This window comes from Streptomyces monashensis (genome assembly GCF_001866665.1).
Taxonomy (GTDB): domain Bacteria; phylum Actinomycetota; class Actinomycetes; order Streptomycetales; family Streptomycetaceae; genus Streptomyces; species Streptomyces monashensis.
The window spans coordinates 23,884-36,522 of record NZ_MLYO01000076.1; the positions used below are offsets into that span (position 1 = coordinate 23,884).

At 71.9% G+C, this 12,639-nt stretch carries 13 protein-coding genes and 1 pseudogene; 4 read left to right on the forward strand and 10 right to left on the reverse strand.

Features of this window, described 5'->3' with window-relative positions:
- Window positions 1–319 precede the first annotated feature (319 nt).
- From BIV23_RS37545 to BIV23_RS37575, 7 genes are all read right to left on the reverse strand, one after another.
- On the reverse strand, window positions 320–1,120 hold the full coding sequence (locus BIV23_RS37545) for an ABC transporter ATP-binding protein (RefSeq protein WP_071385462.1): 801 nt from the start codon (window positions 1,118–1,120) through the stop codon (window positions 320–322).
- Complete coding sequence (locus BIV23_RS37550) at window positions 1,113–2,042, reverse strand: ABC transporter permease (RefSeq protein WP_071385463.1); 930 nt, start codon at window positions 2,040–2,042, stop codon at window positions 1,113–1,115. The genes BIV23_RS37545 and BIV23_RS37550 overlap by 8 nt, the downstream gene beginning before the upstream one ends.
- A gap of 93 nt (window positions 2,043–2,135) precedes the next feature.
- A complete protein-coding gene (locus BIV23_RS37555; RefSeq protein WP_071385464.1) occupies window positions 2,136–3,008 on the reverse strand; it encodes a glycosyltransferase family 2 protein in 873 nt (290 codons plus the stop codon).
- A gap of 5 nt (window positions 3,009–3,013) precedes the next feature.
- Complete coding sequence (locus tag BIV23_RS37560; protein WP_079173652.1) at window positions 3,014–3,793, reverse strand: CDP-alcohol phosphatidyltransferase family protein; 780 nt, start codon at window positions 3,791–3,793, stop codon at window positions 3,014–3,016.
- Complete coding sequence (locus tag BIV23_RS37565) at window positions 3,771–4,832, reverse strand: iron-containing alcohol dehydrogenase family protein (protein WP_071385466.1); 1,062 nt, start codon at window positions 4,830–4,832, stop codon at window positions 3,771–3,773. The genes BIV23_RS37560 and BIV23_RS37565 overlap by 23 nt, the downstream gene beginning before the upstream one ends.
- Entirely contained in the window at window positions 4,820–5,572 is a 753-nt protein-coding gene (locus BIV23_RS37570; RefSeq protein WP_071376708.1) for a phosphocholine cytidylyltransferase family protein, read from the reverse strand. The genes BIV23_RS37565 and BIV23_RS37570 overlap by 13 nt, the downstream gene beginning before the upstream one ends.
- A complete protein-coding gene (locus tag BIV23_RS37575) occupies window positions 5,569–7,389 on the reverse strand; it encodes a DUF5941 domain-containing protein (RefSeq protein ID WP_071385467.1) in 1,821 nt (606 codons plus the stop codon). Before BIV23_RS37575 ends, BIV23_RS37570 begins: the two co-directional genes overlap by 4 nt.
- Window positions 7,390–7,658: 269 nt before the next feature.
- Between BIV23_RS37575 and galE the strand changes: the two genes are divergently transcribed.
- The 3 genes and pseudogenes from galE (at window position 7,659) to idi (ending at window position 9,820) form a co-directional block, all read left to right on the forward strand.
- Window positions 7,659–8,630, forward strand: coding sequence for a UDP-glucose 4-epimerase GalE (galE, locus tag BIV23_RS37580; protein WP_071385468.1), 972 nt, complete (start codon window positions 7,659–7,661; stop codon window positions 8,628–8,630).
- Between the two features lie 230 nt (window positions 8,631–8,860).
- Window positions 8,861–9,052: pseudogene (locus BIV23_RS47545) on the forward strand (cation diffusion facilitator family transporter); the annotation flags it as partial.
- A gap of 174 nt (window positions 9,053–9,226) precedes the next feature.
- Window positions 9,227–9,820: an isopentenyl-diphosphate Delta-isomerase gene (idi, locus tag BIV23_RS37585; protein WP_071385469.1), complete on the forward strand. Its 594-nt coding sequence runs from the start codon at window positions 9,227–9,229 to the stop codon at window positions 9,818–9,820.
- Between the two features lie 39 nt (window positions 9,821–9,859).
- Here the strand turns inward: idi and BIV23_RS37590 are convergent, their stop codons facing one another.
- A complete protein-coding gene (locus BIV23_RS37590) occupies window positions 9,860–10,354 on the reverse strand; it encodes an ATP-binding protein (RefSeq protein ID WP_071385470.1) in 495 nt (164 codons plus the stop codon).
- 178 nt (window positions 10,355–10,532) lie between these two features.
- Window positions 10,533–11,129 (reverse strand): HdeD family acid-resistance protein, encoded by a 597-nt coding sequence (locus BIV23_RS37595; protein WP_071385471.1) that lies wholly within the window; start codon window positions 11,127–11,129, stop codon window positions 10,533–10,535.
- A gap of 114 nt (window positions 11,130–11,243) precedes the next feature.
- On the opposite strand from BIV23_RS37595, the gene BIV23_RS37600 reads away from it, so the two are divergent.
- Window positions 11,244–11,999: an enoyl-CoA hydratase/isomerase family protein gene (locus BIV23_RS37600; protein ID WP_071385472.1), complete on the forward strand. Its 756-nt coding sequence runs from the start codon at window positions 11,244–11,246 to the stop codon at window positions 11,997–11,999.
- Here the strand turns inward: BIV23_RS37600 and BIV23_RS37605 are convergent.
- The gene (locus BIV23_RS37605) at window positions 11,986–12,621 is read right to left on the reverse strand and encodes a DJ-1/PfpI family protein (RefSeq protein ID WP_071385473.1); all 636 of its coding nucleotides are present in this window, start codon (window positions 12,619–12,621) and stop codon (window positions 11,986–11,988) included. The two genes, BIV23_RS37600 and BIV23_RS37605, sit on opposite strands and share 14 nt — an antisense overlap.
- Between the last annotated feature and the right edge of the window lie 18 nt (window positions 12,622–12,639).

Consider the following 12,639-nt stretch of genomic DNA (forward strand, 5'->3'; position numbering starts at 1 on the left):
GCTGGGGAGTTTCCGTAGCCATTGCCGTCACATCTCCCGTTCTACACTGCCGACCCAATACACACTATTTCGGACACGCCGCCCGGCGATCCGCGGGGTCGCCCTGGCGCAGGGTGCCGCGCGGTATCGCCCCACTTGCCGCTTTCCGGGACCGGTACAGCTTACGTTGTACAACGCATCGAGGTCCGCCGGGGTGTCCCGCACATCACAACAACACACCGATTGGCGTCAAGATTCCTTGCGCAGACCGGAGTTGACGTTTCCTTTGCGACCGGGGCCCGACCGGACGGCTGCCGACGGACCCCTGGCCGAAAACAGGCTACTTGCCCGTGAACTTCTCGTACTCCCTCAGTACCTCGTCGGTCGGCCCGTCCATGCGCAGTTCGCCACGCTCCAGCCACAGGACGCGGTCGCACGTGTCACGGATGGACTTGTTGTTGTGGCTGACCAGGAAGACCGTTCCGGCCTGCTTGCGCAGCTCCCGGATGCGGTCCTCGGAGCGCTTCTGGAACCCCCGGTCACCGGTGGCGAGGGCCTCGTCGATCATGAGTACGTCGTGGTCCTTGGCGGCGGCGATGGAGAACCGCAGCCGGGCGGCCATGCCGGAGGAGTACGTCCGCATCGGGAGGGTGATGAAGTCGCCCTTCTCGTTGATCCCCGAGAAGTCCACGATCTCCTGGTACCGCTCCTTGATCTGCTCCCGGGACATGCCCATGGCGAGACCGCCCAGGATGACGTTGCGCTCACCGGTGAGGTCGTTCATCAGGGCCGCGTTGACACCCAGCAGCGACGGCTGGCCGTCGGTGTAGACCTTGCCGCGCTCGGCCGGCAGCAGCCCGGCGACGGCGCGCAGCAGGGTCGACTTGCCGGAGCCGTTGGAGCCGATCAGGCCGATGGCCTCGCCCCGGTGGGCGACGAAGGAGACCCCGCGTACGGCCTGGACCCTGCGCACGCCCCGCGCCTCGTCGCCGGAACCCCGCCGCACGATGCGGCTGAGCGCGGCCGTCGCGCCGTCCCTGCCGCTCCTGGCGCCGTTGACGCGGTAGACGATGTGGAGGTCGTCCGCGATGACCGTGGGCCTGCGCGCGCCCGTGGCCAGGTCGTGCGGTTGCTCAGCCACGGCCGTACCTCTCCTCCGCCTTCCAGAAGAACACGAAGCCGCCGGCGAAGACGACCACGGCCCAGAACAGCGCGATGGCCCACACGTGCGGGGGCAGGTTCGAGGCGCCGTAGCCGTCGATGAGGGCGTAACGCATGAGGTCCATGTAGACCGCGGCCGGGTTGACCTGGAGCAGCCGGACGGCCAGCTCCGAGCGGCCCTCCATCATCTTGCTGATGGAGAACATCACGCCGGAGGTGTACATCCAGGTGCGCAGGACGAACGGCATCAGCTGGGCGAGGTCCGGCGTCTTGGCGCCCAGGCGGGCCACGATCAGCGCGAGCCCGGTGTTGAACAGGAACTGGAGCACCAGGACCGGCACGATCAGCAGCCAGGACAGGCTCGGACCGCTGCCGAACCCGATCGCCACGACGAACATCACGATCATCGAGAAGAGCAGCTGCTGGAGCTGCTGGAGCGAGAAGGAGATGGGCAGCGAGGCGCGCGGGAAGTGCAGGGCGCGCACCAGGCCCAGGTTGCCGGAGATCGCCCGGACGCCCGACATGATCGAGCTCTGCGTGAAGGTGAACACGAACACGCCCGTGACCAGGAACGGGATGTAGACGTCCTGGGACAGGCCGCGGCTCGCGTGCAGGATGACACCGAAGATGAAGTAGTACACGCCCGCGTTCAGCAGCGGGGTCGCCACCTGCCAGAGCTGGCCGAGCTTGGCCTGGCTGTACTGGGCCGTCAGCTTGGCCTGCGAGAAGGCGAGGATGAAGTGGCGCCTGCCCCACAGCTGACGGACGTACTCGGCGAGCGAGGGACGGGCGCCGCTGACGGCGAGCCCGTACGCGGCGGCGAGCTGCGCGGCCGTCGGTCCCTCGTCGGGCGACGGTATCGCGCTCACCGCGACACCGCCGTCTTGGGTTGTGTGACTCACGAGTGGGAATCCGGACTCTCTCGGGTAAGAAGCTTGCTCTCTTCAGGTAAGAGAAGCTTCTCAGATCGTGGGAGCCCGGCCCAGCCGGGTCGGTCAGATCACCGGGGGCCGGCCCAGCCGGGTCAGCCGCCACACCGTGCGCCAGCGCATGGGACGGCGCGGACCGCACGGAGCCGTCCAGCCCTCCTTGAAGCCGCCGAACCAGGCCTTCAGGGCCGGCACGGACGGGCGGCGCAGCAGCGTGAGCAGCAGCCAGACTCCGAGGTAGACGGGGACGAGCGGCAGGGGCAGGTTGCGGCGGGCCAGCCAGACGCGGTTGCGGGCGACCATGCGGTGGTAGACCGCGTGCCGCGAGGGGGCCGTCGTCGGGTGGTACAGGACCATGTCCGACCGGTAGTCGATCATCCAGCCGGCGTCCAGCGCCCGCCAGGCCAGGTCGGTCTCCTCGTGTGCGTAGAAGAACGCGTCCGGCAGCGCCCCGGCCTCCGCGAAGACCCGGGTGCGCACGGCGTTGGCGCCGCCGAGGAAGGTGGTGACGCGCGAGGAGCGCATCGGGTCGGAGGCGCGCAGCCGGGGCACGTGGCGGCGCTGGGTCTCGCCGGTCTCGGGGTCGGCGATGCGGAAGCTGATGATGCCGAGCTCCGGGTCGGCCTCGAACGCCTCGCGGCACAGCTCGGCGGTGTCGTGCCGGGCGAGCAGGCCGTCGTCGTCGAGGAACAGCAATATGTCGACATTGCGGCCGCTCGGCCCGAAGGCCTCTATGCCGACGTTGCGGCCGCCGGGGATGCCCAGGTTCTCCGGCAGCTCGATCGTCCGCACGCCCTCGGGGACGTCCGGGACGGGTGAGCCGTTGCCCACGACGACCACCTCGACCGGGTCGCCGTCCTGCCCCGCGACCGAGTCGATGAGGGCCCGCAGCTCCTCGGGCCGGTTGCCCATCGTGATGATGACGGCACCGACCTTCACGGCGCTCACTTCAGCCTGCTGGAGGCGAGGATGGACACCAGGTGCAGCAGGGTCTGCAGCAGGGCGATGCCGGCCAGCACGGCGACACCCAGCCGGGAGAAGAAGAGGTCGCCGCGCACATGGTCGACGATCGCCAGCACCAGGATCAGCAGGGACGCCTCGATGCCGAGGATCAGCCGGTGGAACTTCAACGCGGCGGCGGCCCGGCGGGCCAGCGCCATGCCGGAGGAGCGCATCTCGGCGGCGGCCTCCTTCACCGGCGGCTTGCCGGCCTGGTGCCGCGCGACACCGACGAGGTCCGTCTCGGCCTTGATCAGGATGGCGCCGAGCGCGGCGAGCGTGCCGAGGAAGGCCCACAGCCAGTCGATACGGCCGCCGCCCCACAGGTCGGCGGCGCGCAGGCCGAAGCCGACGAGCACCGCGGCGTCGGTCAGATAGGCGCCGACCCGGTCCAGGTAGACGCCGTTCAGCGAGTACTGCTTCTTCCAGCGCGCGATCTCGCCGTCGACGCAGTCCAGCAGCAGATACATCTGGACGCAGACCACGCCGAGCACGGCGCCCCAGATCCCCGGCACCAGGAGTGCCGGGGCCGCGAGGACGCCGAAGACGGTCATCAGGTACGTGAGCTGGTTGGGCGTGACCCTGGTGCCGACCAGGTAGCGGTCGACCCGCAGGGACACCTCACGCATGTAGAGGCGTCCCATCCAATGCTCGCCACTGCGCCGGTCCTTCACCCCGGCGGGGTGGACGACCGGACGGAGTTCAGCTACCGATGGCCTTGACATAGTCGGCGTAGACGTCCTTGATCTGGTTCGGCTTGAGTGCGAGGTGTTCGAGGATCGTGTAGCGGCCGGGCCTGGTCTCGGGGGCGAACTCCACGACGCGGACGAACTCGTCCACGGTGAAGCCGAACTCCTCCGGCAGCACCGGAAGCCCGTGCCGGCGCAGCACCTCGGCCGTGTGGGCCGCCTCCTCGTGGGCCCCGCGCAGGTACGTCGCGAAGGCCGCGCCGAATCCGCACTGTTCGCCGTGGGCGGCCGCCCGCTTGGGGAACAGCAGGTCGAAGGCGTGGTTGATCTCGTGGCAGGAGCCGGAGGACGGGCGGGAGTCGCCGGAGATCGACATCGAGATGCCGCTGAGGACGAGCGCCTCGGCGAGCACCTGGAGGAAGTCGTTGTCGCCGATGCCGCCGGGGTGGCGCAGCACGGCCTCGCCGGCCTGGCGGGCCATGGCGGCGGCGAGACCGTCGATCTTCTCGCCGTTGACCCGGTTCGACAGCTCCCAGTCGGCGACCGCGTTGATGTTGGAGATCGCGTCACCGATGCCGGCCCGGACGAAGCGGGCCGGGGCCTCACGGATCACGTCCAGGTCGATGACGACCGCGATCGGGTTCGGCACGCCGTAGGAGCCGCGCCCCGCATCGTTGTCCAGCGTCGCGACCGGCGAGCACAGACCGTCGTGCGCGAGGTTCGTCGGCACGGCGACCAGGGGCAGGCCGACGCGCGCCGCGGCGAACTTGGCGCAGTCGATGATCTTGCCGCCGCCGAGCCCGACGACGGCGTCGTAGTGGCCGGACTTCATGTCGCCGGCCAGCCGGATCGCGTCGTCCAGGGTGCCGCCGCCCACCTCGAACCAGGCGGCGCCGGGCAGCGAGGGGCCGAGGCGCTCGCGCAGCCGGGCGCCGGAGCCGCCGCTGACGGCGACGGCGAGCCGGCCGGACTGCGCGATGCGCTCGTCGGCGAGGACTCCGGCCAGGTCGTCCAGGGCACCCGGGCGGATGTCCACGACGACCGGCGAGGGGATCAGCCGGGTCAGTAGCGGCACGCGATCTCCCGCCCCTTGGCCAGGTCGTCGTGGTTGTCGATCTCGACCCACGAGACGTCGCCGATCGGCGCCACGTCGATGCGGAAGCCGCGGTCGACCAGCTCCTGGTAGCCGTGCTCGTAGAACTGCTGCGGGTCGGTCTCCCAGACCGTCTTCAGCGCGTCGGCCAGGTCGGGGGCGGCGTCGCCCTCGATCAGGGTGACGCCGATGTACTCACCGGTGGCCTCGGCGGGATCCATCAGCTTGGTGATCTTCGTCATGCCCTTCTCGGCGTCGACGACGACCTTCATCTCCTCGTCCGCGAGGGACTTCACGGTGTCCAGGGCAAGGATGATCTTCTTGCCCTCGCCGCGCGCGGCGAGCAGCGTCTTCTCGACGGAGACCGGGTGGACGGTGTCGCCGTTGGCGAGGATCACCCCGTCCTTGAGGGCGTCACGGCCGCACCACAGCGAGTAGGCGTTGTTCCACTCCTCGGCCTTGTCGTTGTCGATGAGGGTGAGCGTGAGGCCGTACTTCGCCTCCAGCGCCGCCTTGCGCTCGTACACGGCCTCCTTGCGGTAGCCGACGATGATCGCGACCTCGGTCAGGCCGATCTCGGCGAAGTTGCCGAGCGTGAGGTCGAGAACCGTGATCGAGTCCTCTATACCTGCCGGCCCCACCGGCACCAGCGCCTTGGGCAGGGTGTCGGTGTAGGGGCGCAGACGCCGTCCGGCGCCGGCCGCCAGCACGAGGCCGATCATGCGGGTTCTCCTTCATCGTGTACGGCGGGTGCGCCTCCGAGATGAGACGACACCCAGAAGCGGATGCTCTCGGCGAGCACCACCAGGGCGACGGCCACGGCGAGGACCGTGAGCGCGACCGTGAACTGCGAAGCGGTGAGCACCGCGGCCAGGACGGCGACGAGCAGCGTCCGCCCCTCGTGGCCCCCGATGACGCGCGTCAGCCAGGCCGGGGGTGCTCCGGCGTTGCCGCGTATGCGGTACACCGTGTCGTAGTGATGGTAGGCGACGGCGGCCACCAGTCCGAAAGCCGCAGGAAGGGCTCCGTTCACCCCCGCCGTGCCCGCGAGGGCCAGCACGGTGCCGTACTCGGCGGCCCGGAAGAAGGGCGGGACCAGCCAGTCGAGGGCGCCCCCCAGTGGGCGGGCGACGGCGAGAGCCGAGGTCAGGACGTAGATCAGGGCACCGATCACGGGCAGGGCCGAGCCGGGGCCGGTGAGGGCCGAGCTGGCGACGACCGCGGCACCGCCGAGGAAGGCGACGGCCGGCCCGGCGAGCCCCGGCAGGCCCCGCCGGGCCACACGCCGTACAGCCTCGCTGAGCGGGCCGGAGTCGGCGAGATCCGCGAGCGCCCGGGCGGCCCGGTCGGTGCGCCGCGCCCTACGGGTCAGGGAGCGCAGCACGCGGCCGGCCGTGGTGTACGTCGCCGCGACGGCGCAGCCGGCGAGCAGGACGTAGAAGGTGATCCGGGGGGTGGTGGCCGCGGTGAGCACGGCGATCATCGCCCAGCGCTCGCCGATCGGCAGCACTATCATCCGCCGCACCCACACCGTCCAGCCGACGCCGTCCAGCCTGTCGGAGAGGGCGGCGGTGGGGCTGGTGTTGGCGGTGGCGTCGTGGTTGGCCTCGTTGAAGGAGAAGTCGACCACGTGCCGGCAGGTCTGCAGGATCATCGCGCCGAGCGCCAGCGCCCATACGTCGTCATGGCCCCCGCCCCGGGCCGCTCCGAGAGCCAGGCCTGCGTAGTAGGCGTACTCCTTGGCCCGGTCGAAGGTGGCGTCGAGCCAGGCGCCGAGCGTGGAGTACTTCAGGGCGTAGCGGGCGAGCTGGCCGTCGGTGCAGTCGAGCACGAAGGACGCGATCAGCAGCACGCCGGCGGCGACGAACCCCGCGCGCGTGCCCGTCGCCGCGCAGCCGGCCGCGATCAGGGCGGTGAGCAGCGAGGCCGTGGTGACCTGGTTCGGGGTCAGGCCCCGGCGGGCGCACCAGCGGGCGAGGTAGCGCGAGTAGGGGCTGATGAAGAACGTGGTGAAGAAGCCGTCGCGGGACTTCACGGCCGACTTCAGGCGTACGGCCTCGTCGTCCACGGCGGCGACGGCCTGCCGCGCCTCGCCCAGGGCCTGCGGGTCCGCGGGGACCACGGCGACCAGGCTACCCAGCTCGGGCCGGTGCACCTCGCCGCCGTCGGCGTCGAGGGCGGTGACGATGCGGTCGGTGAGGCCGGCGACGGCGAGGGCCGTACCGCTGCCGCCGCCCGCGGAGGTCTCGCGGGCCACGGCCCGGGTCAGCGCCTGCCGGGCCTCCGGCTGGGCGGTGACGGCGCCGGGGACCGCGGCGAGCGGGAAGCGCGGGTCGGTGAGGCCGAGGCGCAGTGCGTGCGGGTGGCCGACGAAGCGGGCGTCGACCAGGGCCACGCGCTCGGTGGCCGCAGCGGCGGCGAGCGCGGTCTCGGCCTCCGCGGCGTCCACGGCCACCAGGACGTCGAAGCCGAGGGACCGCAGATCGTTCTCCAGGGACGATCCGGGGACCGGCTGACCGGTGACGATGGCGGTCGACAACCGAACTCACTCCCTGGGTGTCGGCGCGCGGGCGCCGGTCGCTTGCATGGTGGGGCGCCTGCGTGCGGCACCCGGGTGTCGGCCGAGGGTATCGGATGGTTCCGGACCCGAGTTCACCGGCCGTTCACGGCCCTGTCCACGGTGGCTGCCCCGGCCTTCGCCGCGATCATCATCGGGGAAACGGGGCCCCGCCCACAAACCCGGCGGCGCAGACCCGGGTAAGCCCCGGCAAAGGAGACACCCCGGCGGTCGGCTTAGGGTGGGCGACCATGACGTGGCTGATCACCGGCGGAGCCGGATACATCGGGGCACATGTGGCGCGGACCATGACGGGCGCCGGGGAGCGGGTCGTGGCGCTGGACGACCTGTCCGCCGCGGTGCCGGCGCGGCTGCCCGCCGACGTCCCGCTCGTCGAGGGCTCGACGCTGGACGGGGACCGGCTCACGCGGGTCCTGCGGGAGTACGACGTCACGGGCGTCGTCCATCTCGCGGCGCGCAAGCAGGTCGCGGAGTCGGTGGCCGAGCCGACCCGCTACTACCGGGAGAACGTGGGCGGTCTCGGCACGCTGCTGGACGCGGTCGCCCGGGCCGGCGTCCGGCGGCTGCTGTTCTCCTCCTCGGCGGCCGTGTACGGCAACCCGGACGTGGACCTGATCACCGAGGACACCCCCTGCGCCCCGGTGAACCCCTACGGCGAGACCAAGCTGGCCGGGGAGTGGCTGGTGCGGGCGGCGGGAGCGGCGTACGGCATCTCCACGGTGTGCCTGCGGTACTTCAACGTGGCGGGTGCGGCGGCGCCGGAGCTGGCGGACACGGGGGTGTTCAACATCGTCCCGATGGTCTTCGACCGGCTCACCCGCGACGAGGCGCCGCGGATCTTCGGCGACGACTATCCGACGCCGGACGGCACCTGTGTGCGGGACTACATCCACGTGGCCGATCTGGCCGAGGCCCACCTGGCGGCGGCACGCCGGCTCACCGGGGAGGGCACGGCGGGGGACCTGACGCTGAACATCGGACGCGGCGAGGGCGTCTCGGTGCGCGAGCTGATCACGGTCGTCGGCGAGGTCACCGGGGACCGCCGCGCGCCGGTGACCGAGGGACGCCGCCCGGGCGACGCGCCCCGCGCGGTCGCCTCCGCCGAGCGCGCCGCGCGGGAACTCGGCTGGCGGGCCCGACGCGACGTACGGGAGATGGTCGCCTCGGCCTGGCAGGGCTGGCAGCTGCACCACGGCGGCTGACGCTCTGCGGAACGTTTCCGCAGGTCAGGGAAGATGACAACGAGGTTCGGTGCCGCGTTGCCCGATACCCCCCACCCGTAGTTCACCGGGCCTGCCGGACGGGTTCCGCGAAGGGCGGGGGAAGGGCGCTGCACGCGATCCACGTCGCGAACCGCCCGGCCGGCGCCCGCCGCACCTCCGGCTACGCCCGCGCCGAGATCCTCGCCGCCCTGGCCGACCGTCTGCTGCTGACGACCACCTCCGGCATGCCGGTGCTCTCGGCGCACGTGGTGGTCGGCCCGGCGGCGCTGAACGCGATCGGCCACGAGAAGGTGCTGCACGAGCTGCAGGGCTGCCTGGGCGATCACTTCGACGTGGAGCACTGCACCTTCCAGCTGGAGCCGGGCGGGCACGCGGAGCACGAGGCACGCCTGTGCCACTGAACATCCGTGCGGGCGTTCGCCCTGGCGGGCGGTTCCGGTCGCGGCCTGCCGGGCACGATGATCTACCGGGTCCCCGTCCCGGTACGGCGCCGCGCGCGGACGTGCGGGGAAGTGCCGGGAGTGCCGGATTCGTACGGCAGACTTGGGGTGCGAAGAACGAGGCGAAGGATGGGTATGCCGATCACACCTGCCACCGCGACGCACAGCTCGTCGACGGGCACCGCAGAGCAGATTTTGCTGGAACTGGTCGACGAGAAGGGTGTGACGATCGGCACGGCGGAGAAGCTCGCCGCCCACCAGCCGCCGGGACAGCTGCACCGCGCGTTCTCCGTGTTCCTCTTCGACGAGCAGGGCAGGCTGCTGCTCCAGCAGCGGGCGCTCGGCAAGTACCACTCCCCCGGCGTGTGGTCCAACACCTGCTGCGGCCATCCGTACCCGGGCGAGGCGCCCTTCGCCGCGGCGGCCCGGCGCACGTACGAGGAGCTGGGGGTGTCCCCCTCGCTGCTCGCGGAGGCCGGCACGGTCCGCTACAACCACCCGGACCCGGCCTCGGGCCTGGTCGAGCAGGAGTTCAACCACCTGTTCGTCGGCCTGGTGCAGGCACCGCTCGCGCCGGACGCGGACGAGGTCGCCGAGGCCGTCTTCGTGACGGCTGCCGAGCTGGCGGAGCGGCACGCCCGCGACCCGTTCTCGGCCTGGTTCATGACCGTGCTGGACGCCGCCCGCCCGGCGATCAGGGAGCTGACCGGCCCGTCCACGGGCTGGTGAGCACCTCTACGGCCGGGTGAGCAGCACGCCGGTCCAGCGTCACGGCAGCGTCGCGGGCTTGAGCGGCAGGGCGGCCCAGATCACCTTGCCGCCGCTCGCGGTGTGCTCCACGTCGACGGTGCCGCCCGCCTCCCGGGCCACCTCGCGGACCAGCAGCAGGCCCCGGCCGCCGGTCCGGCCGTGGTCGGCCTCCAGGGGGGTCGGCCGGTAGGGGTGGTTGTCCTCCACGGACACCCGCACCCACTCGGCCCCGACGGCGACCTCCACGGCCAGCATCGGCGACAGCAGCGCCGCGTGCCGTACCGCGTTGGTGACCAGCTCGGAGACGATCAGCAGCAGGCCGTACTCCAGCTCGTCGGAGAGGGGTACGCCCTGGCGCAGCAGCAGGTCCTGGACGGCGTGCCGGGCCTGCGGGACCGAGGCGTCCACGGCCGGAGCGGTGAACCGCCAGACGCCCTCGTACGGCAGTGGATCGGGCGGCCGCTCGGCGCCCCCCGCTGGGCGCGGGCCGTCCCCGCGCCCGTGGTTGTCCATCGTCCGGTCGCCACCCTCGCGCTCGATTGTCACCACACGTCGAGTGTTGGTAACGATCCGCTCCGGGCCGGATGGCTGAACACAAGTCAGCGGGTATCGAGCGCTTTGTGACCGAGTGCGTATGACACGGTCACGTGTGGGACTGTTTCCTGCCCCCCTGGCGGCGCTTCGCGAACTCTTAGGGTTGTACGGGTTTGGACCCGCCCTTCCCCGAGACGAGCCCGACGACACGGCGCCCGCCGTAGCCGGCGGCCACGAGACCGAGGCCGTCGAAGAGCAGGGCCAGCGAGAAGAAGGCGCCGATCACGTACTGGCTGCTGCTGGGCCAGGAGCCGAGGACCAGGATCCCGAGCAGCAGGTCGAAGGCGCCCAGGAGCAGCGTCCAGCCCAGCTGCGGCCCGCGTACGACCAGGCCGCCGGCCAGCCGGAAGATGCCTGCGGTGAGGAACAGCAGGGCGGCGAACATGGTGAGGGCGGCGGCCGTGGCGTGGGGCAGGTGGATGACGACGACGCCCGCCGCGATGTTCAGGGCGGCGACGATGACGCCCAGCCAGAAGTAGCTGGTGCCGCGGGCCTGGACCGCGTGCGCCAGGCCGACGACGCCTCCGGTCAGCAGCAGCCAGCCGAACAGCAGCATCGAGGTCAGGGTGGCGACCGCGGTGTAGACGAGTCCGACGAGTCCGGCGAGGACGAGGAGCACGCCGAGCGCCGCGAGCAGGCCGAAGCCACGGCTCAGGCTGGTCGCGCTGTCCTTCCGTTTCCCGGCTCTGGCCATCACGGCCTCCCTCGCACCCCCATCACTATTTAGCCATTTCCCTCCCCATTTTTCCTTACTTTCCCGTGGGGGCGGGGTTCGGTGACGCGCGCGGGGGCGCATAGCATCCGGCCCATGGAGCCCCAGCTGTCGCACCGCGTCGAAGGCGCCGTCGCCACCGTCGTCATCCGTCACCCGGCCAAGCGCAACGCCATGACCGCCGCGATGTGGCGGGCGCTGCCCCCGCTGCTGGACGCCCTCGCGCGGGATCCGGGGGTGCGGGCGCTGGTGCTGACCGGAGAGGGCGGGACCTTCTGCGCGGGCGCGGACATCAGCACGCTGCAGGGCTCGCCGGAGGAGGCGCAGACGCTCTCGGTGGCGGCCGAGGAGGCGCTCGCGGCGTTCCCGAAGCCGACCGTGGCCGCGGTGCGCGGGCACTGCGTGGGCGGCGGGGCGCAGCTCGCGGCGGCCTGCGATCTGCGGCTGGCGGAGCAGGGCGCGTTGTTCGGGGTGACCCCGGCGCGGCTCGGCATCGTCTACCTGGCCTCCTCGACCCGCAGGCTGGTCTCGCTCGTCGGCCCGGCCACCGCCAAGTACCTGCTGTTCACCGCCGAGTTGATCGACGCCGGGCGGGCGCTCGCCACCGGGTTCGTGGACGAGGTGCTGCCGGAGGGCGAACTGGACAAGCGGGTGGCGGAGCTGACCGGGATCCTGGTCTCGCGCTCGCAGCTGACGCAGGCCGCCGCGAAGGAGTTCGCCGGCGGCCGCACGGACCGGGACGGCCACTGGGCCGAGCAGGCGCGCGGCAACCCCGACACCGCGGAGGGGGTCGCCGCGTTCCTGGAGCGCCGCCCGCCCCGATTCACCTGGAGCGTGGCTACGTCAGACTGAACCGGCCGCCGGTGCGGAGCTCCTCGACGAGGTGCGCGGGCGCCCTGTCCGGGGAACCGGCGTCGTACGGCGGCCGCGGGTCGTACTCCGTCAGCAGCTGGACGGCCTGGGCGTGTTCGTCGCCCGCGATCCGGCCGGTCAGGGTGAGCGCCATGTCGATGCCGGCGGAGACCCCGGCGGCGGTGACGTACTTGCCGTCGGTCACCACCCGCTCCCCTACCGGTTCGGCGCCGAACTGCGCCAGCGTCTCCAGGACGCCCCAGTGGCTGGTCGCGCGGCGGCCGCGCAGCAGTCCCGCGGCGGCGAGCAGCAGTGAGCCCGAGCAGACCGAGGTCGTCCAGGTGCTCGCCGCGTCGGCGGCGCGCAGCCAGTCGAGCAGGGCGGGGTTCTCCATCTGGGCTCTGGTGCCGGGGCCGCCGGAGACCACCAGGAGGTCGGGGTGCGGCATCTCGTCCAGGGCCCGGTCGGCGGTGACGGCGAGGAATCCGGTGTCGGTGCGGACGGGGCCGGGCCGCTCGGCGACGAAGGCGAGCTGTGCGTCCGGCAGCCGGCCGAGGATCTCGTAGGGGCCGACGACGTCCAGGGCGGTGAAGCGGTCGTAGACGACCAGGGCGATCTGCACGGTGATCTCCTTCGGTGG